We start from the raw sequence: 17,728 nt of genomic DNA, 5'->3' as shown, positions 1-17,728 counted from the left end.
TCATTTGAACTTGCAGGTGGTCTCGGGCAGGTCGACGCCCAGGGTATCCAGCGGCGTACGCTGGTGCAGGAAACCCTGCTCGGGGGCCACCGAGACCAGGGCCTTCGGCTGGACGACGATCACCGGCTGGCGCAGCTGGTGGTCCCAGGGGCGGAAGCTCAGGGACACGCCCTTATAGGCCGGCAGGTTGAAGGCCGGATCGACCAGATACGGGGCGAGGATTGCCGGATCGGCGGACTTCTTGGCGGTGACGGCCTCACCGACGGTGCGGATCGCCGCCCAGGCCTGATAGTCGAGGGGGCGCATCAGCCGGGAGGCGAGCCGCCGGAAGCGGTTTTGCGCCTGCGCGGCGCCCCAGGTCTCCAGCACCGGCGACCACGTGGTCGAGGTCAGCGCCTGAGTGCCGGCCACGGGGCGGGGATCGACGGTGCGGTAGGAGACGTAGTCGCCCCAGTCGCCCTCCTCGTCGGCCACGATCGCCATGTCGTAGTCGAGGCCGCGGGTGAAGACCATCGCCTCGGCCCGGGTCGGGGTATCGCCCCGCGCTTTTGCGAGCGGCCCGAAGGTCCAGGGCTTTTCCGCGGTGATCTTCAGGGCGAACTTGCGGGCGGAGTTGCGCAAAGCCTCGGCATAGGCCTTGTCGGCCTCGGTCGGGCCGACGATCAGAAAGATCTTTCGCCAGCGCATCACCGTCAGGTACTGCGCGATCGCGTCCGTCAGCATCGCCCGCGACGGCAGGATGTGGAACACGTTGGCGCGGCAATCGGCGCCGCGCAGGCGGTCGTCCGGGGCGCCGGCATTGAGCACCACCGCGCCGCTGTCCTTCACCGCATCGGCCACCGCCAGCACCGCGTCGGCCGGCAGGGCGAGGACCAGGTAATTCACGCCCTTGGCGACCAGCTCCTTGGCGGCCGCCACGGCGTCGGGCTTCTCGTCGCTGAGCGCGACCGCGTCCAGCGCGAAGGTCTGCTTGGTGAACCGGCCGGTGGTGTTGTTGTCGGCGATGCCCATCTTGGCGCCGGCCACACCCTCGTCCTCCGGGGCAGCCTCGGCATCGTAGGAGGACGGCGCCGGCTCCGGCCGGTAGATCAGCCCGATATGCGTGTCGATCGGCTGCGGCGCGGGCTGCTGCGCCAGGGCGGCGATGGGCGTCAGGAGCGTGCAGGTCGCGAAGGCCGCGCCAAGGCCGGACCGATACCACCGAGGCTGGGGGACGCGCTGGGCCGGGGCATGTGCAGGATCGTGCATGGGCGCGGCCTCTAGCAGCTTCCGATCCGGCCGCTCAACCGCGGCTTCTTCGTCGGGCGTTCACGTTCGCGTCGTGGGCCACCGGCGCGGCGATGTACATTGCCAATTTGTCCCTTCGCCCGAGCTATAGTGGCTCAAGCGCCGCCCATCGCGGCCATCAACATGGAGAGGGAGCCCCGAGGATGCGCCACCTGTTCGCCTGCGCGGTGACCGCCTGCCTCCTCGCCGGCCCCGCATTCGCCGCCGAGAAGGCCGCGATCTTCCCGGTCGAGCTGTTCGACCCCGGCGCCACCTACGGCACGCGAGCCCGGCCGGTGGATACGAAGAAGCTCGCGCTGGTCACCGACGAGCTGCGCAACGCCCTCCGCAACCAGGCTGGCCTGGAGATCGTCGACACGGCGCCGAAAGCCGAACTGGTCGCCAAGGAAGGGCCGCTCTACAAGTGCAACGGCTGCGCGGCCGACATCGCCAAGAGCCTGGGTGCGGATCTCGTCGTGACCGGCTATGTGGAGAAGGGATCCGGCCAGATCTTCAACCTGAACGTCACCATCGCCGAAGCCGAGACCGGCAAGATGGTGCGCGGTGGCCAGGTGACGATCCGGGCCGATACCGACGACACCTGGGCGCATGCCATGCGCTGGGTCGTGAAGAACCGCCTGCTCGCCGAGCCGCTGCCCGGCAAGTCGTGATTGCGTGCCGCCCATCTTCGAGAGATCCGTGTCCGCGTTCCCCGTTCCGCCCGGCCCCCTGCCCCGCCTCCTCGTCAGCGTCCGCGATCCGGCCGAGGCCGAGGCCGCCCAGCTCGCCGGGGCCGACCTGATCGATGCCAAGGATCCGGAGCGTGGGGCGCTCGGCGCTCTCGACGTGGGACTGGTGGCGGAGATCGTCGCCCGGGTCGCCGGCGCCGCCGTCACCAGCGCCGTGGCCGATCCGACGCCCGAATCCGTCACCGCGATGGCGGCGACCGGGATCGACTGGGTGAAGACCGGTCTCGACATCCGGGACAGGCGCGACACGGCCGCGCTCGCCTATCTGACGGCTGCAGCGCCCGGCCGCTTGATCGCCGTCCTGTTCGCCGAGGACGGACCGGCGGCCGACTTGGTCCCGGCCTTGGCGCGGGCCGGCTTCGCGGGGGCGATGATCGACACCGCCGGCAAGTCCGGCGCCCGGCTGACCGATCTCGCCGAGCCGGATACGCTCGCAGCCTTCACGGCCGCATGCCGGACCCACGGGCTGATGTGCGGGCTCGCCGGCTCTCTCCGGATCACCGACATCCCGACCTTAAGCGCCCACCGTCCGGATTATTTCGGCTTCCGCGGCGGCCTGTGCCGCGATTTCGACCGGCGCAACGGCATCGATCCCTTGCGGGTCGCCGAGGCCGTGCGCGCCCTGCGGCCGAACCATCGGGACGCCGCGTGACGACGATCCTCAAGATCGGCGGCAGCCTGGAGGCGGATCCGGCGCGGCTGCGCGCTCTGCTGGCGGAGGTGGCCGAGGGCGTCCACGGGCGCTGCATCGTCGTGCCGGGCGGCGGCGCCTTCGCGGATGCCGTGCGGGCCGATCAGATCCGCGACGGCTTCGACGATGCCGAGGCTCACCGCCGCGCCCTCGACGCCATGGGCCGCATGGCCGTTTTTTTTCGGAGTTTGGAGCCGCGCCTCGTCCGCAGCGTCGCCCCGTGGGCCGACGATGCCGCGGCCTGCGTCTGGGATCCGGCGAGCCTGCGCGCCGGCAATCCCGATATCCCCGAGAGTTGGGACGTCACCTCCGACAGCCTCGCGCTCTGGCTGGCCGCGCGCCTGCGTGCCGGCCGCTGCGTGCTGGTGAAGTCCGCCGACGCCGCGGCCGACGCGTCCCCTGCCCTTCTGGCCCGGCGCGGGCTGGTCGATGCCGCCTTCCCGGCTTTCGCAAAGCGCTATGGCGGCCCGATCGCGATCTGGGGACCGACCAGCCAGGTGACGCTGCAGCAGCGGGTGGCGGCGTGAGCGCCCCCGAGCACATCGTCTTCGTCACCGGCCGCCTCGCTCGGGCGCGGCTGGAGAAGGTCGCGGCTGGCCTGCCGGCGACGATCCGCTGGAGCATCGCGGATGCTGGCGTGAAGGTCGCCGCGCTGATGACGGAAGAGATCATCCGCCGCCGGGTCGAGATCCCTGAGCGCGCGACCCGGATCGTCCTGCCCGGCCGCTGCCGGGCCGACACCGGCCGCCTAGCCGAGCATTTCCATCTGCCGGTGGAGCGCGGGCCGGACGAGGTGGTGGATCTGCCGGCTTGGCTCGGCCTCGCCGGCCGTAAGGTGGATCTGTCGAAGCACGACCTGCGGATTTTCTCCGAGATCGTCGACGCCTCGAAGATGACCCCCGACGCGATTCTGGCCAAGGGGCTCGACCTCGCCCGCCGCGGCGCCGACGTGATCGACCTCGGCGGCCTGCCGGACACGACCTTCCCGCATCTCGAGGACTCGGTCGCGGCCCTGAAAGGCGCCGGCCTGAAGGTCAGCGTCGATTCCTTCTCCCGGGACGAGCTGGCCCGGGGCGCCCGCGCCGGGGCCGACTACCTGCTCAGCCTGAACATCGACACGTTGGATCTGGCCTTCGAGACCGACGCGGTGCCGATCCTGGTGCCCCTGCGCCCGGACGACCTGCCCTCCCTCGACCGGGCGATCGAGCGGATGCTGGAGGCCGGGCGCCCGTTCCTGGCGGATCCGATCCTGGAGCCGATCCACCACGGCTTCGTGGACTCGATCAGCCGCTACCGCGACACCCGCGCCCGCTGGCCCGACATCCAGATGATGATGGGCACCGGCAACCTGACGGAGCTGACCGAGGCGGATTCGCTGGGCGTCACCGCTTTGCTGGTCGGGATGTGCTCAGAACTGTCGATTGGCAACGTGCTGATCGTCCAGGTCTCGAACCACACGAGACGCACCGTCGAGGAGCACGATGCCGCCCGGCGGGTGATGTACGCGGCAAAAGCCGATTCCGCCCTGCCCAAGGGCTACGGACGGGCGCTGCTCGCCCTTCACGACAAGCGCCCCTTCGTGCAGACCGCCGCGGAGGTCGCCCAGGCCGCCGCCGAGGTCCGCGACCCGAATTACCGGATCGCGGTCGCCGAGGACGGGATCCACGTCTACAATCGCGACACCCACAGGGTCGGCACCGACGCGATGGCCTTCTTCCCCGACCTCGACGTGAAGAGCGACGGCGCCCACGCCTTCTATCTCGGGGCCGAACTCGCCAAGGCCGAGACCGCCTGGCGACTCGGCAAGCGTTACGTCCAGGACGAGCCCCTCGACTGGGGCTGCGCGGCCGACGCCGATGTCGAGGATGCGACGGCCTTCAAGAAGGCCGGCCACACCCGCCATTCCGGCCCCGACGCGCCGCCGCCCGGCACCCGCGACGCCCGGCTGGTGAAGCCCGAGGCGGATGCGGACGTGCCTGAGACGATCTCGGAAGCTGAGGCTCGGGACGAGGCCACGCCGGAGACGCCGCAACCCGCGACAAAGCTGGTCTGCGGCCGGCTGGTGCCGGCGGACAGGGCCTGACCATGCCGCTGATCCTGGAGACGATCGTCACCACGCTCGCGCCGTCCGGCGAGCTGCACCTCGTGCCGTTCGGGCTGATCGGCGAGGCGGACGGCTACGTGCTGGCGCCGTTCCGGCCCTCGCCGACCATCGCCAATCTCGAAGCCAACCCGTGCTTCGCGGCGTCGAGCCCGCGGGACATCCGGGTGATCGCCGGCGCGGTGACCGGGCGGCGCGAATGGCCGACCGTGGCCTGCGCGGCCATTCCCGGCCGGCGGTTGGCCGACAGTTTCGGCCATGCCGAATTCGAGGTCGCGTCGGTCGAGGACCACGAGACAAGGCCGCGCTTCCGCGGCCGCATGGTCCATTCCGCCGCCCACGCGCCGTTCATCGGCTACAACCGCGCCCAGGCCGCGGTGCTGGAGGGGGCGATCCTCTCGACCCGGCTCCACATGCTTGAGCCGGACAAGGTGTTGACGGAGATGGCCTACCTCGCCATCGCCATCGCCAAGACCGCGGGCCCGCGCGAGCGTGAGGCCTGGGGCTGGATCGAGGACAAGGTCGCGGCGGCCCTCGGCCCCGAGGCGCGCGTCCTTGATCGGGACGAACGCTAGATCCGTATCCGGGCGTTCGGATGCGGGTCTGACACTCACTTGTGACACGCACTGAGGCGCGAAACCGGTATCCCCATCACCGGAATGCGCCCTGGAGGCGGGAGGAGCAGGACACGATGAAGACAATGACCCTGGCCCTGGCGGCCACGGCTGCCCTGGTGGCGGCGACCGCGCAGGCCCACGGCCCGACCCGGCGCAAGATCTCCGAGTCGATCGAAATCAGCGCACCGGCCGACAAGGTCTGGGCGGTGATCGGCGACGTGAAGAACGCCGACTGGATGCAGAACGTCACCAAGACCGAGGTCAGCGGCGACGTGCCGACCAAGTTCAAGCGCACCCTGACGCTGAAGAACGGCAACCAGATTCAAGAGACCAGCAACAAGTACAAGCCGGACGACAAGCTGTTCTCGTACTACATCGAGAAGGTCGACGTGAAGGACCTGCCGGCCAACGACTATTCGGCGACGATCACGGTCGAGCCCGCGGGCGACGCCAAATCCAAGGTCGAGTGGAAGGCCGCCTTCTACCGCGGCTACATGAACAACGATCCGCCGCCCGAGCTGAACGACGAGGCCTCCGAGAAGGGCGTCGGCGACTGGATCAAGGCGAGCCTCGCCAACCTGAAGGCCAAGGTCGAGAAGGGCTCGTGAGCCTGAACAGGCGCGGCGCGGCGCTCGCCGCCGCCCTCGCCCTGGTCGCGACGCTGGCCCGCGCCGAACCGGCGCGGGAAGCGATCGTGACGGCCCAGCTCGGCGGCGTGGTCGAGATCGTCGACCTCGCCGCCGGCAAGGTGGTGCGCAGCATCGCCCTCGACGGGGCACCGGCCGGGATCGCCCTGTCGCCCGATCGCAAGCGGGCCTACGTCACCCGGCCCGAGGGCCATGGCCTCGCCGTGCTCGACCTCGATGCCGGTCGCGTCGTCGCCGAGGTGCCCCTGCCGGGCGGACCGCTCGGCGTCGCCGCCGATCCGAAGGGCGGCACCGTCTACGTGGCGGATTGGTATGGCCACCGGCTGTTCGTGCTGACCGAGCGCGACGGTACGCTGGTTCCCGACGGCGAGATCGTGGTCGGCGCCTCGCCCTCCGGCATCGCCATCGCGCCGGACGGCGGCACGCTCTACGTCGCCAACCGGGAGGCCGACACGGTCTCGGTGGTCGACGCACGAACCCGCAAAGAATCCAAAACAATCCCGGTGGGGCAGCACCCGTTCGGCATCACCCTGGATGCCGCCGCCGGGCGCGCCTACACGGCCAACGTCACGAGCGACGACGTCTCGGTGATCGACCTCGCGGCGGGGCGCGAGATCACCCGGATTCCCACCGGCCGGCGGCCCTACGTGATTGCGCTGTCGCAAGGCCGCGGCTTCGTCACCGACCAATATGCCGGCAGCGTCACGGCCTTCGACCTCGCCACCCTCAAGCCGATCGCCGACATCGATGTCGGCGACCATCCCGAGGGCATCGCAGCCGATAGCGACGGCCGCCTCTACGTCGCCAACTGGGGCGACAACACGCTGAGCGTCCTCGACGCCCGCACGCTCAAGGTGCTGGCGACCATCCCCACCGGCAATGGCCCGCGGGCGTTCGGGGATTTTCTGCGCTGAGACTTTGCGTTTGCATCATCTTCTCCGAAAGCCGGAAACCGCCTTTCGGGATGATGCCCTAATCGATCTGGCGGTGCGGCGCCCGGCGGTAGGCGACCCGGGCGACCACCAGGGCGCTGCCGATCTGGAGGAAGCCGGATTCGCCGAGATCCGGCGGCGCCCAATGTGCCTGGAGCAGCAGCCGCGTCAGCGCGTTCAGCGCGAGCAACGTCAGGCAGAAGGCCGCTGCGGCGAGCAGGCTGGCGACGAACTCGGGCATGGCTTCATCCCCCGTGTCGAACACGGACAGACTAGCAAGCCCTACGCCACGGGGAAGCCCGGCCTCTCAGTCGATCAGCGCTTGCGGGCGACAGCCGCCGGGGTCCCGGCCTGGGCAGCCGGCGCGGCCAGCCGGGGCGTCTCGACGGAGAGCCGCTTCACTGGCCAGCCGTCGCTCCAGCGCTCCATGTCGGCGAGGCGCGGGTTGTTCTTCATCGCGTTCGCGTCCGACCCGCCGAAGGCGGCTGCCGCCGCGATGTCGAAGGTCTTCCAGAAGCCCAGGTAGTCCAGGGCGTCGACCCGGGCGATGTTGATCTGCGACACGAGCGTCTGCTGTTCGCCGGTCAGCGCCATGTCGGCGGACCAGCGGAACGGCGGCGGTTTCGGGGTGTCCTTGGCCGCGTCCTTCGGCTCCGGCCCCGGCTTGATCGCGCCGCCGTCATAGGCGGTGTCGGTGCCGGCGGGCGCCGCCAGCGTCGCCGTGAGCGCCGGGAAGCCGTGATCGTCGGACAGGGCGCGGACGAACAGCTTGCGCTCGATCGGCACGGCGCTGGCCTCCCGCAGCAGGCGCTTGGCCGCGAGGTCGGCCGCCCGCGTGTCCTTGTCGCCGACCATGGTGATGAGCAGCGTCGACGGGTCGATGCCGGACAGTTCGGTCAGCGCGATGCCGCGGGATTTCGGGCCGCTGGCGATGCCGCCGGGCGCCGCCGCGAAGATCAGCTTCGGGACCGGCAGGCCCTGCTGCTTGGCGCCCGCGGCCATGTCGAAAGCGATGGGCGCGCCGGCGAGATGCCCGATCAGCGCGACGCGGCTCAGATCCGGCTTGGCGTCGGCGTCGGAGGTGAGGTCGGCGAGTGCGGCCTTGACCAAGCCCTCGGCGATGCCGGGGGCGTCGGCCGGGCGGGTGCGGTTCACGTCCTGGAAGCGGGGATAGAGCACCAGCCAGCCCTGGCGGGTCAGGTGATCGATCCAGCCGCCATAGCTCTGCGGATTGACCACGCCCCAGCCGTGCAGGAACACCGCGACAGGCCGGCCGGCGGGCGGCGCGGCCCCGGCGGCGTGGAACGCGAAGGTGGTGGCGGTCCCGCGCCCGAGCAGGCGCTTCACGATCGTCGCCTTGCGGTCGCCGACGCTGCCCGGACCCTCGGCCGGCTGAGGCGGCGGCGCAGCGGCCTGCACGCTCTGGATCCCGGCCAGGGCCAGGATCAGGCCAGCGGCAAGCGATCCGCGAAGGAAATGAAGACGCATGAGGGGCTCGACTGAGAGACGCGATGCGTCGGCAGGTCAGAGCCCGCTGAATAGCAGATTCCCCCGCCTTGGCGACTCGTGCCGACCCGTCAGGCGGCGAAGGCGCGCTCGGCGTCCGTATCGTCGAGACGGAGCGCCAGGGCCATGATCTCCGCCGGCACCTCGTCGGCCGCCGCGGCGTAGTGGGCGCGCAACTCGTCGCTCAGGGTATCCACGACCTGGGCCTCGGGCGCGTCGTCCCAGGGACGCCGCCGCAGGGAGTCGGCGTGATTGGCAGCGACGATGTGCATGATGAAGTCTGGGCTCGACGGCGTTGCACGGGATGGGGCGCCGGGCGCTCCGGGAGTGGCGTACAACCCGGAGTTGGCTTCAGGTTTCCAAGCCCGGCGTAATTAATTTACCACCCGGCCCGATCACCGCCGGGCCGGTCGTCCCCGAGGGACGCCCCGCTGCCTGCTCGACCCAGGCCAGGATATCCTCGGCGCGCCACGGCTTCGGGATGAAGGTCGCCGACATGCGCAGGTCGCTCGGCTGGTCGCCGGCATCGCCCGAAGTGAGCAGCACCCGCACCCGCGGCCAGGTCACACCGATGATCCGAGCGAGTTCGAAGCCGCCGATCGGGCCGGGCGTGCGCACGTCGGAGAACACGACGCTGACTTCGTCGGCCCGGTCCTTGAGGATGGCGAGGGCTCGGTCGGCGGTCTCGGCCTCAATCACCGTGAAGCCGGTATCCTCCAGGAGCGTAGCCGCAAGGAAGCGCTCGTCGGGTTGGTCCTCCACGACGAGAATCACGGGCTTCTGTCCGGGCTGTACCGAATCGCTCATGGGCCGGGACACTCTACAGGGGCTGAACGGCGGTCGCGACGATCAGTTCAACGCCCCGATCGCCGCGGTCGGCCGGACCCGCGCAGGCACAGATCCTCCCGAGACCCTGGCATATTCGACAAGTTGTGGCCGTGTCCCGGGAAGCACAGCCCACCGGGAACATCTCGCCAAGACGGCGGAAACCGGCGGGTTCAGCCGACGCCGTGGGCTTTCAGGAAGGCGAGTGCCCGATTCCAGCCATCCTCTGCGGCGTCCTTGCGGTAGCTCGGGCGGTAATCCGCGTGAAAACCGTGCGGTGCCTCCGGGTAGATCACCAGTTCGACGCTCTTGCCGGCCTGCTTGGCCTTGTCCCGGGCCTCCTCGGCGGAGGCCGGCGGGATGCCGGTATCGGCGCCGCCGTAGAGGGCGAGCAGGGGCGCGTTGATCTCGGCCGCCACGTCCCCGGCGGTGCGCGGCTGGATGTCGGTCCGCTCGCCGCCGAGGGGCCCGTACCAGGCCACCGCCGCCTTGAGGTCGCGACGATGCGCCGCGTAGAGCCAGGCATCCCGCCCGCCACGGCACCAGCCCATCACCCCGAGCCGGCCGGGATCGCCCTTCGCGGCCGAGGCCGCCCAGGCGGCGGTGGCGTCGAGATCGCCGATCCACTGCGCGTCCGGGGTCTTGGAGATGACGTCCCGGATGATGACCTTGGGATCGGTCATGGTCGAGAGATCGCCCTGGCGGGCATAGAGTTCGGGGGCGACCGCGCAGTAGCCGGCCTTCGCGAGCCGCCGGCAAATGTCCTTGATGTATTCGTGGACCCCGAAGATTTCCTCGATCACCAGCACGATCGGGAATGGGCCTGCGCCGTCCGGCACCGCCCGGTAGGCAGGCATCGGGCCGTCGGCGGCCGGGATCTTCACCTCGCCGGCCTCGATGCCGGCCGCATCGGTGTGGATCACCTGCGCCTCGACACGGGTCGTCGCGACGGTCCAGCCGCTGATCAGGCTGGTCATCACGAAACCGCGCCGCGAAAGCGGTGACGTCACCAATCCGTCGAGCCCGCCAATATCAGCATCCGCCATGATCATCGCTCCGCGTTCCCGCCAAGAGGGCTATCCGGCGGGCATGGCCGCGGTCAAATGCACCCGGAGCCTTGGGCTCATACGGGGTACGCAGGTTTCGATCGTACCGTGGGCGCAGAAGGCGCGGGTTCACTCTCCCGTGCGGTCTAGCGGATTCACACTTCGCAATTCGGACTGTCGTCGGCGGGAAGAGAAGTCCCTTTCGAGGCAGACACGCGGGCTCCCTCCCCCCTTTGCGGGGGAGGGTGGCCCCCGGAGGGGGTCGGGAGAGGGGAGCAACGGTGCAGAAGTCGGGTCCGGTCCTCATGAAGGTCGCGCCCGTTTCTGAGGCCGGGTTCCCCTCTCCCGACCCGGCCTCACGGCCGGCCCACCCTCCCCCGCAGAGGGGGGAGGGAGACGCGCCTGGGTCCGGCCGTTGCTTCCATCCGGCTACGATGTGTGACCCTCGTTGCCCGTGCGGGAGAGGGAGCCTGACGCAGCCTGCAACAGCGCGTGCGCCTCAAACTTATGTAGCCCGTAGGCTTCAGCCCCCTGCTGCAACGAGCGCACGGGCCGGGCGCGGGGCGGCGACGCGGACCGTCTCCGGGAGGGCGCGGGGCTTGAGCACATCGGCCAAGGTGACGAAGGTGTCCGAAGCCCGCGCCTCCACGGCCCGGATGCCGTAGCCCAAGGCGAAGGAGCGGTTCAGGCCGGCATCGCGGGCGATCCCGAACAGCTCCAGGGCGCCCAGGAACGCCTCGCGGAACAGGCTCGGCCGGCACCAGCTCTTCTCGGCCATCTGCAGCGGCCAGTCCCACAGACCCTCGGCCCGCCGCGCAGCCACGGCATCCCGGCTGATGAAATAGCCGGTGCCGCGGTGCTCAAGCCCGTCCGCGTTCACCGACCAATCGTCGTTGCCGAACAGTTCGGCATCGGCCACGTCGCTCATCGGGTCCTCCGCGCTGTGCCGGCATTCCGAAGCACCGGAACAATGCCGGAACATTGGCGCGGAACATCGCAGCGGTCAAGGCGATTGTTCCCGCTGCGTTCGCAAAAGTCCGTTCCGATTCATCGGCTCTTGAACAATGGGTGCTCGACACGGTCGCCGGCCTGGATCCCGAGCTTGGCTGCCGTACCGGCATTGAGTTCGAGGACGGCCGAGACCGGGCTTCCGGACGGGATGATCGCGGTCGACAGCGGCTCGGTATCGGCCGCGACCCGGCTGACGATGCCGTCCGGACGGATGAACAGCATGTCGAGCGGCAGATAGGTGTTCTTCATCCACATGGTCACGGGTTCGGTACGCTCGAAATCGAACAGCATGCCGTGATCGGCGGCCATGTGCCGGCGGAACATCAGGCCCCGGGAGCGGCCGGCATCGTCGCGCATGACCTCGACATCGAACCGCTTCGGGCCGGCCTTGGTGACGATGCTCAGCGGCTCGGTCTTGGCCTGGCTCTCCCGTGCCGGGCTCTGCGCGGAGACGGAACGAAGGGCGGCCGGTGCAGCCAGGACCAGACAGGCGACGGCGGTCGCCTGCGCGACGCGGGAAAGGGCTTTCACAGGCACATGCCTCTCGGGAAACGCGGGTACGGGCGGTGTCAGATAGCGCGTCCGGACCGTGCCGTCAGTGCGAGGTCGGAAGCGCTCCGTCGATCAGGCGGATCTCGGCCGCCATCACACCCTTGGAGCCGTCCCCATAGCGCACCAGCACCGCATCCCCGGGCTTCAGCTCCGCGATGCCGTAGCGGCGCAGAGTCTCCATGTGCACGAAGATGTCGGGCGTGCCATCGCCGCGGGTGAGGAAGCCGAAGCCGCGCAGCCGGTTGAACCATTTCACCACCGCCGTCTCCAGCCCGCTCGTCGGCGTGACCGAGACATGGGTGCGCGGCATCGGCATCTCGGAGGGGTGCACGGCCGCCGATTGGTCGAGGGAGATCACCCGGAACGCCTGCCAACCGCGCGGACGCTCCACCGCCTCAACAACGATACGGGCGCCTTCGCTGGCGCCCTGGAAACCGTCCCGCCGCAGGCAGGTGACGTGCAGCAGGATATCGGGGGCGCCGTCATCGGGCACGATGAAGCCGAAGCCCTTCGACACGTCGAACCACTTGATGCGGCCGGAGACCTCGACGAGGTCGAGCGCCTCGTCCTCACCCTGCACCGCCTCGGCGGCCCGGGCGTCCTCGATCCGATTGGGGTTTTCCGGCCCGGATCCGCGTTCGTCAGACATGGCCGAGCAACCTACACCGAATCACGCCGCGCGCTCTCACGGCAAGATTAACGAAGTCCTGACGCCCGGAAAGCCCATATGACCGGCACAGGAGCTTTGCCGAGTTGCAATCTTGCCCGGGGGAGGCAGGCCCGCAACAGTCGATCGGTCGCAGCCCCGGCCGGGGAATGCGTTTTCACGCCGATCGAGCCGTCTGGATCCCCTTCGTGACCCTGTCCAGCCGAGTTTTCGCGAAGGGCGGGCAGGCCACTTCACGTTTTCGAGAGGGTATCGGAGCGGCAAAAGGGGCCGGCGTCGCGAAACTCTCGATGGTGGCATCCTGGGCGCCGGCGTGGTTTGAGCCACCGGCTATGCAAACCGACGCACACCGCCCCGCCGCGCAACGCCGCTTGCCGATCATCGACGCCGTGCGGGCGGCAGCGCTCCTGGCGATGGCGAGCTACCACACGCTCTGGGACCTCGGATATCTGCGGCTGACGGCCGAGAACTACGCCCTGACGCCGGCCGGTCACCGGGCGGCCGAGGCGATCGCCGGCACGTTCCTGATGCTGGTCGGGGTCGGGCTGGTGCTGATGAACGGCCGCGGCCTCCGCCTGCGGCCGACCCTGATGCGGCTCGCCCGGATCGGCGGGGCGGCGTTCCTCGTCACCCTCGGAACCTGGCTGGCCTTCCCGGACGCCTACGTGTTCTTCGGGATCCTGCACTGCATCGCCGTGGCGAGCGTCCTGGGCCTGCCGTTCCTGTTCCTGCCGGTGCCCGTGACGGCGCTGGCCGCGGCGGCGGTCTTTGCGGCGCCGCTTCTGGTGCGCGTGCCGGTGCTCGATGCGCCGATCCTGTATTTCCTCGGCCTCGGTTCCGGGACGCCGCGGACCAACGACTACGTGCCGCTGTTCCCGTGGTTCGGGTTCGTCCTCACCGGGATCGTCCTCGGGCGCCTCGGGCTTCCGCTGCTGGCGCAATCACGCCTCGGCGCCTGGACGCCGCGCTCGGCGCTCGGCCGCGTCGCGACCTTCGCGGGGCGCCACAGCCTCGTGGTGTATCTCGTCCACCAGCCGGTGCTGCTCGGGCTGATCACCGGGCTCGTCACCCTGACCGGCCCGAACCCGCTTGCCGGCCTGCGGGCGTTCCGGACCGATTACGTGACGATCTGCACCCGCACCGGCGGCGAGCCGCCGCTCTGCCGCATCGCCGCCCGCTGCACCTCCGACGCGTTGCTCAAGGAGGATCTGTTCCGGGAGGATGGCCGGCCGTTCAGCCCGGAGGAGCGGCTGCGGGCGCAAGCCCTGTCGCAGGGATGCTACGGGGCGCTCGAGGCGGCGCCTCGGGTGCGGCGGTGAGGTGATGGGTCGGCTTCTCCCACCCACGCCCTCATCCTGAGGTGCGAGCGCAGCGAGCCTCGAAGGAGGTCTTCAGTCTGCTCGCGATCTCTGGAGGCCTCCTTCGAGGCCTTCGCTTCGCTCCGGCACCTCAGGATGAGGGCGCGGGTAGGATTGGGGAGCACTGCAGCGTAACCGTCGTCCCGCGGCGAGCCCCCCAAAAAATCAATCCTTGGCGCGCTCGACGTAGGCGCCGTCCGCCGTCATCACGACCACCCGGGTGCCGGCGGCGATGTGCGGGGGGACGGTGGTGCGCACGCCGTTCGAGAGCGTGGCCGGCTTGTAGGACGACGACGCGGTCTGGCCCTTGAGCACCGGTTCGGTCTCCATGACCTCCAGCGTCACGCGCTGCGGCAGCTCGATGGTCAGCGGCACGTCGTTGTGGCTCGCCAGCATCACGACCATGCCCTCCTGGAGGTAGGGGGCGGCGTCACCGACCACATCGGCCGGCACCGCGACCTGCTCGTAGCTCTCGGGATTCATGAAGTGGAACCCTTCGGCATCGCTGTACAGGAAGGTGTGCTCGCGATCCTCCACGAAGGCCCGCTCGACCTGCTCGGTTGTGCGGTAGCGCTCGGACACCTTCACGCCGTCCGTGATGCGGCGCATGTCGAGCTGGGTCACCGGGGTGCCCTTGCCGGGGTGGATGTTCTCGGCGAACAGGATCACGTAGAGCTTGCCGTCCTTCTCGACGACGTTGCCCTTACGGAGCGTTGAGGCGATCACCTTCACGGAATTAGGTCCTGCATTGACAAGGCGGGTCGGCACACGCCAAGCGCGTGCACTGGATCTAGGCCCCGCCACTATCGCATCTGCGACGCCGTTGCCAGCCGGCGGCCATCAACCGGGGCGCGTGGGTTTGAAACCGTGCCGAGGCCGCTCGGGGGAACCGGAACCAGCCCTCTCCCGACCGAGAGCCTGTCAGGATCGCGCGATGACAACGCTCAGGATCACCTTGCCCGCCCGACGCCGCCCCCGTCGGGTCGCGCTCGGCCGCTCGGGAGCCGGGCTTTGAGCAGTGTCCCCTCCCCCTGGTGGTCGCCCGATCGCCACGCCGACCGGCGGCCGCGGCTCCTGCTGCGTAACCGCATCCTGGCCGCGTTCCGGGCCTGGTTCGCCGCGCGCGACTTCGTCGAGGCCGAGACTGCCTGCCTGCAGGTCTCGCCGGGCAACGAGGCGCATCTCTCGGCCTTCGCCACCGAGGCGATCGGCGCCAGCGGCGCCCGGACGCCGCTCTACCTGCACACCTCGCCGGAATTCGCCTGCAAGAAGCTGATGGCGGCCGGAGAGACCCGGCTCCTCAGCGTCGCCCGGGTGTTCCGCAACCGCGAGCGCGGTCCGCTGCACCATCCGGAATTCACCATGCTGGAATGGTACCGGGCCGGGGTGCCCTACACCGACCTGATGGCCGATTGCGCTGACCTGCTGGCGCTCGCCGCCGAGACCGCCGGCACCGGCCGCTTCCGCTATCGCGACCGGGAGACCGACCCGTTCGCCGAGCCGGAGCGCCTGACCCTCGCCGAGGCTTTCAATCGCTTTGCCGGCATCGATCTCCTCGCCACCCTATCGCCCGCCGGCGACACCGACCGGGACGGCCTCGCCGCCGCCGTGGACCGAGCCGGCCTGCGGGTCGCGCCGGACGATACCTGGGCCGATCTGTTTTCCCGGGTGCTGGTGGCGCGGATCGAGCCGCATCTCGGCATCGGTCGGCCGACGATCCTGTGCGAGTATCCGATCAGCGAGGCGGCCCTCGCCCGCCCAGCCCCGGGCGATCCGCGGGTGGCGGAACGGTTCGAGCTCTATGCCTGCGGGGTCGAGCTCGCCAATGCCTTCGGCGAATTGACCGATCCGGTTTCCCTTCGCAGGCGCTTCGCAGGGGAGATGGCGGAGAAGCTGCGGGTTTACGGCGAAGAATACCCGATCGACGAGGATTTCTTCGACGCATTGGCGGTGATGCCCGACGCCTCGGGGATCGCCCTCGGATTCGATCGCTTGGCCATGCTGGCCTGCGGCGCGAACCGGATCGACGACGTCCTCTGGACCCCGGTGGCGGAGACTTTGCCGTGAATCGCACCCTGCGCAGCGCCGCCGATCTCGCGGCGGCCGGGTTGCTGTCCGGCCCCGAGGCGGACGCTCTACACGACGTGCTGGCCCGCTACGCCGTCTCGGTCACCCCCGATATGGCCGAGCTGATCGACCTCAATGATCCCGCCGATCCGATCGCCCGCCAGTTCGTCCCGCGGATCGCGGAAAGTGTCGTCGCCCCGGAAGAGCGGGCCGACCCGATCGGCGATGAGGCCCACGCGCCGGTGGTAGGGATCGTGCACCGCTATCCGGATCGGGTGCTGCTGAAGCCGCTGCACATCTGCCCGGTCTATTGCCGCTTCTGCTTCCGCCGGGAAATGGTCGGGCCGGATGGGCTCGGCTCGCTGACCGAGGCCGAGCTCGACGATGCCCTCGCTTACATCGCCGGGGACCCGCGGATCTGGGAGGTGGTGCTCACCGGCGGCGACCCGTTCGCGCTCTCGGCCCGGCGGCTCGGAATCATCGCGGACCGCCTGGCGGCGATCGAGCACGTCCGGGTGATGCGGATCCATACCCGCGTGCCGGTGGTGAAGCCCGATCTCGTCGACGACGATCTGGTACTGGCGCTCAAGACATTCGGGCGCGCGGTGTTCGTGGCCCTGCACGCGAACCACCCGCGCGAGTTCACCCCGGCGGCCCGGGCGGCCTGCGCCCGGCTGGTCGATGCCGGAATCCCGATGGTCAGCCAGTCGGTGCTGCTGCGCGGGGTCAACGACGACGCGCCGACCCTGGAGGCGCTGATGCGGGCCTTCGTGGAGAACCGGATCAAGCCCTACTACCTGCATCACGGTGACCTCGCGCCGGGCACCGGCCATCTGCGCACCAGCCTGACGGAGGGGCAGGACCTGATGCGCGCCCTGCGCGGCCGCCTCTCCGGTCTGGCGCAACCGACCTACGTGCTCGACATCCCCGGCGGCCACGGCAAAGTGCCGGTCGGACCCGGGTACCTGCGCGACTCGGACGGCGAGACGCGGGTGACCGATCCGAACGGGTGCGAGCACGCCTACCCGCCGAAGGCGTGACGGAGATTTTCTGGTGACGATGCGCAAGCTCTGGGGCCGGCTCACCTCGGTGAACGTGCAGAAAGCGGTCTGGGCGCTGGACGAGGCCGGGCTCGCCTATGAGCGGATCGAGGCCGGCGGCGCACACGGCGTCGTCGACGATCCCGCCTACCGCGCCAAGAACCCGAACGGGCTGGTCCCGACCCTCGAGGAGGACGGGTTCGTGCTCTGGGAGTCGAACGCCATCCTGCGCTACCTCGCGGCCACCGCCCCCGCCCTCGCGCTGCCGGCCGATCCGCGGGCACGCGCCCCTATCGAGCAATGGCTCGATTGGCAGGCCACCTCCTTCACCCCCGCCATGCGCGACGCGTTCTGGCAGCTCTACCGGTCGGCGAATCCGGACCAAGCCGTGATCGCCGCCTCGCTGAAGCGCTCGGAGGCCTTCGCGGCGATCCTGGAGGCGCATCTGTCCGACCGGGACTACGTGGTCGGCCAAAGCTTCGGCATCGCCGACATCGCGCTCGGCTGCGCAGCGCATCGCTGGCTGAACCTGCCGACCGAGCGCGTCGAGCGCCCGGCCCTGCGCCGCTGGTACGAGCGGATCGCCGCCCGGCCCGCGGCGGCCCGGGCGCTCGGCGAACCGATCGCTTGAGTCCGAGCTCGGCCTTGCCGGC

The 17,728-nt window shown here is 70.0% G+C and carries 21 protein-coding genes; 11 read left to right on the top strand and 10 right to left on the bottom strand.

Translation table 11 applies throughout. The annotated features are described in order from the left end of the window. Entirely contained in the window at window positions 1-1,248 is a 1,248-nt protein-coding gene (locus tag MKL20_RS22210; protein WP_244038479.1) for an ABC transporter substrate-binding protein, read from the bottom strand. Window positions 1,249-1,430: 182 nt separating this feature from the next. Here MKL20_RS22210 and MKL20_RS22205 point away from each other — a divergent pair, with 182 nt between their 5' ends. From MKL20_RS22205 to MKL20_RS22175, 7 genes are all read left to right on the top strand, one after another. Continuing rightward, complete coding sequence (locus tag MKL20_RS22205; protein ID WP_244038478.1) at window positions 1,431-1,937, top strand: DUF3280 domain-containing protein; 507 nt, start codon at window positions 1,431-1,433, stop codon at window positions 1,935-1,937. Between the two features lie 28 nt (window positions 1,938-1,965). Beyond that, window positions 1,966-2,667: a (5-formylfuran-3-yl)methyl phosphate synthase gene (locus tag MKL20_RS22200; RefSeq protein ID WP_244038477.1), complete on the top strand. Its 702-nt coding sequence runs from the start codon at window positions 1,966-1,968 to the stop codon at window positions 2,665-2,667. Further along, window positions 2,664-3,233 carry a uridylate kinase gene (locus tag MKL20_RS22195; protein ID WP_244038476.1) on the top strand — a complete coding sequence of 190 codons (570 nt, stop codon included), beginning with the start codon at window positions 2,664-2,666 and terminating at the stop codon, window positions 3,231-3,233. Before MKL20_RS22200 ends, MKL20_RS22195 begins: the two co-directional genes overlap by 4 nt. After that, window positions 3,230-4,789 (top strand): DUF6513 domain-containing protein, encoded by a 1,560-nt coding sequence (locus MKL20_RS22190; protein ID WP_244038475.1) that lies wholly within the window; start codon window positions 3,230-3,232, stop codon window positions 4,787-4,789. The genes MKL20_RS22195 and MKL20_RS22190 overlap by 4 nt, the downstream gene beginning before the upstream one ends. Before the next feature lie 2 nt (window positions 4,790-4,791). After that, the gene (locus MKL20_RS22185; RefSeq protein ID WP_244038474.1) at window positions 4,792-5,382 is read left to right on the top strand and encodes a DUF447 domain-containing protein; all 591 of its coding nucleotides are present in this window, start codon (window positions 4,792-4,794) and stop codon (window positions 5,380-5,382) included. 116 nt (window positions 5,383-5,498) lie between these two features. Then, a complete protein-coding gene (locus tag MKL20_RS22180; protein WP_243972556.1) occupies window positions 5,499-6,032 on the top strand; it encodes an SRPBCC family protein in 534 nt (177 codons plus the stop codon). Continuing rightward, window positions 6,029-6,985 (top strand): YncE family protein, encoded by a 957-nt coding sequence (locus MKL20_RS22175; protein ID WP_244038473.1) that lies wholly within the window; start codon window positions 6,029-6,031, stop codon window positions 6,983-6,985. The genes MKL20_RS22180 and MKL20_RS22175 overlap by 4 nt, the downstream gene beginning before the upstream one ends. Before the next feature lie 58 nt (window positions 6,986-7,043). On the opposite strand, the gene MKL20_RS22170 is transcribed toward MKL20_RS22175, so the two are convergent. From MKL20_RS22170 to MKL20_RS22135, 8 genes are all read right to left on the bottom strand, one after another. Next, a complete protein-coding gene (locus tag MKL20_RS22170; protein ID WP_244038472.1) occupies window positions 7,044-7,244 on the bottom strand; it encodes a hypothetical protein in 201 nt (66 codons plus the stop codon). A 74-nt stretch (window positions 7,245-7,318) separates the two neighbouring features. Then, entirely contained in the window at window positions 7,319-8,491 is a 1,173-nt protein-coding gene (locus MKL20_RS22165) for a chlorophyllase/cutinase-like alpha/beta fold protein (RefSeq protein ID WP_244038471.1), read from the bottom strand. A gap of 89 nt (window positions 8,492-8,580) precedes the next feature. Further along, entirely contained in the window at window positions 8,581-8,781 is a 201-nt protein-coding gene (locus MKL20_RS22160; RefSeq protein ID WP_243972561.1) for a hypothetical protein, read from the bottom strand. 79 nt (window positions 8,782-8,860) lie between these two features. Then, entirely contained in the window at window positions 8,861-9,316 is a 456-nt protein-coding gene (locus tag MKL20_RS22155; protein ID WP_243972563.1) for a response regulator, read from the bottom strand. Between the two features lie 191 nt (window positions 9,317-9,507). After that, window positions 9,508-10,386, bottom strand: coding sequence for a dienelactone hydrolase family protein (locus MKL20_RS22150; RefSeq protein ID WP_409568183.1), 879 nt, complete (start codon window positions 10,384-10,386; stop codon window positions 9,508-9,510). Window positions 10,387-10,903: 517 nt separating this feature from the next. Continuing rightward, on the bottom strand, window positions 10,904-11,308 hold the full coding sequence (locus tag MKL20_RS22145) for a hypothetical protein (protein ID WP_244038469.1): 405 nt from the start codon (window positions 11,306-11,308) through the stop codon (window positions 10,904-10,906). A 119-nt stretch (window positions 11,309-11,427) separates the two neighbouring features. Continuing rightward, complete coding sequence (locus MKL20_RS22140; RefSeq protein WP_409568182.1) at window positions 11,428-11,922, bottom strand: DUF192 domain-containing protein; 495 nt, start codon at window positions 11,920-11,922, stop codon at window positions 11,428-11,430. A gap of 64 nt (window positions 11,923-11,986) precedes the next feature. Beyond that, the gene (locus MKL20_RS22135; RefSeq protein ID WP_244038468.1) at window positions 11,987-12,592 is read right to left on the bottom strand and encodes a cold-shock protein; all 606 of its coding nucleotides are present in this window, start codon (window positions 12,590-12,592) and stop codon (window positions 11,987-11,989) included. 350 nt (window positions 12,593-12,942) lie between these two features. On the opposite strand from MKL20_RS22135, the gene MKL20_RS22130 reads away from it, so the two are divergent. Continuing rightward, on the top strand, window positions 12,943-13,929 hold the full coding sequence (locus tag MKL20_RS22130) for a heparan-alpha-glucosaminide N-acetyltransferase (protein ID WP_244038467.1): 987 nt from the start codon (window positions 12,943-12,945) through the stop codon (window positions 13,927-13,929). A 204-nt stretch (window positions 13,930-14,133) separates the two neighbouring features. Here MKL20_RS22130 and efp read toward each other — a convergent pair whose 3' ends face one another. Beyond that, window positions 14,134-14,700, bottom strand: a complete 567-nt coding sequence (gene efp / locus MKL20_RS22125; protein ID WP_244038466.1) for an elongation factor P — start codon at window positions 14,698-14,700, stop codon at window positions 14,134-14,136. 279 nt (window positions 14,701-14,979) lie between these two features. Between efp and epmA the strand changes: the two genes are divergently transcribed. The 3 genes from epmA to MKL20_RS22110 are packed head-to-tail and all read left to right on the top strand — an operon-like array spanning window position 14,980 to window position 17,706. Continuing rightward, window positions 14,980-16,035 carry an EF-P lysine aminoacylase EpmA gene (gene epmA / locus MKL20_RS22120; protein WP_244038465.1) on the top strand — a complete coding sequence of 352 codons (1,056 nt, stop codon included), beginning with the start codon at window positions 14,980-14,982 and terminating at the stop codon, window positions 16,033-16,035. Beyond that, window positions 16,032-17,075: a lysine-2,3-aminomutase-like protein gene (locus MKL20_RS22115; protein ID WP_244038464.1), complete on the top strand. Its 1,044-nt coding sequence runs from the start codon at window positions 16,032-16,034 to the stop codon at window positions 17,073-17,075. The genes epmA and MKL20_RS22115 overlap by 4 nt, the downstream gene beginning before the upstream one ends. Window positions 17,076-17,094: 19 nt before the next feature. After that, window positions 17,095-17,706: a glutathione S-transferase family protein gene (locus MKL20_RS22110; protein ID WP_244038502.1), complete on the top strand. Its 612-nt coding sequence runs from the start codon at window positions 17,095-17,097 to the stop codon at window positions 17,704-17,706. The last annotated feature ends 22 nt before the right edge of the window (window positions 17,707-17,728 follow it).

Source organism: Methylobacterium sp. E-066 (assembly GCF_022829635.1).
GTDB lineage: Bacteria > Pseudomonadota > Alphaproteobacteria > Rhizobiales > Beijerinckiaceae > Methylobacterium.
The sequence above is the reverse complement of the archived record's forward strand: the minus strand, read 5'-3'. Positions and strand labels throughout refer to the sequence as shown.

Excerpts from the sequence above, each read along its gene's own strand:
- MKL20_RS22210 (WP_244038479.1), bottom strand. The coding sequence starts at position 1,248 with ATGCACGATCCTGCACATGCCCCGGCCCAGCGCGTCCCCCAGCCTCGG.
- MKL20_RS22205 (WP_244038478.1), top strand. The coding sequence starts at position 1,431 with ATGCGCCACCTGTTCGCCTGCGCGGTGACCGCCTGCCTCCTCGCCGGC.
- MKL20_RS22185 (WP_244038474.1), top strand. The coding sequence starts at position 4,792 with ATGCCGCTGATCCTGGAGACGATCGTCACCACGCTCGCGCCGTCCGGC.
- MKL20_RS22180 (WP_243972556.1), top strand. The coding sequence starts at position 5,499 with ATGAAGACAATGACCCTGGCCCTGGCGGCCACGGCTGCCCTGGTGGCG.
- MKL20_RS22170 (WP_244038472.1), bottom strand. The coding sequence starts at position 7,244 with ATGCCCGAGTTCGTCGCCAGCCTGCTCGCCGCAGCGGCCTTCTGCCTG.
- MKL20_RS22165 (WP_244038471.1), bottom strand. The coding sequence starts at position 8,491 with ATGCGTCTTCATTTCCTTCGCGGATCGCTTGCCGCTGGCCTGATCCTG.
- MKL20_RS22160 (WP_243972561.1), bottom strand. The coding sequence starts at position 8,781 with ATGCACATCGTCGCTGCCAATCACGCCGACTCCCTGCGGCGGCGTCCC.
- MKL20_RS22155 (WP_243972563.1), bottom strand. The coding sequence starts at position 9,316 with ATGAGCGATTCGGTACAGCCCGGACAGAAGCCCGTGATTCTCGTCGTG.
- MKL20_RS22150 (WP_409568183.1), bottom strand. The coding sequence starts at position 10,386 with ATGATCATGGCGGATGCTGATATTGGCGGGCTCGACGGATTGGTGACG.
- MKL20_RS22145 (WP_244038469.1), bottom strand. The coding sequence starts at position 11,308 with ATGAGCGACGTGGCCGATGCCGAACTGTTCGGCAACGACGATTGGTCG.
- MKL20_RS22135 (WP_244038468.1), bottom strand. The coding sequence starts at position 12,592 with ATGTCTGACGAACGCGGATCCGGGCCGGAAAACCCCAATCGGATCGAG.
- MKL20_RS22130 (WP_244038467.1), top strand. The coding sequence starts at position 12,943 with ATGCAAACCGACGCACACCGCCCCGCCGCGCAACGCCGCTTGCCGATC.
- MKL20_RS22110 (WP_244038502.1), top strand. The coding sequence starts at position 17,095 with ATGCGCAAGCTCTGGGGCCGGCTCACCTCGGTGAACGTGCAGAAAGCG.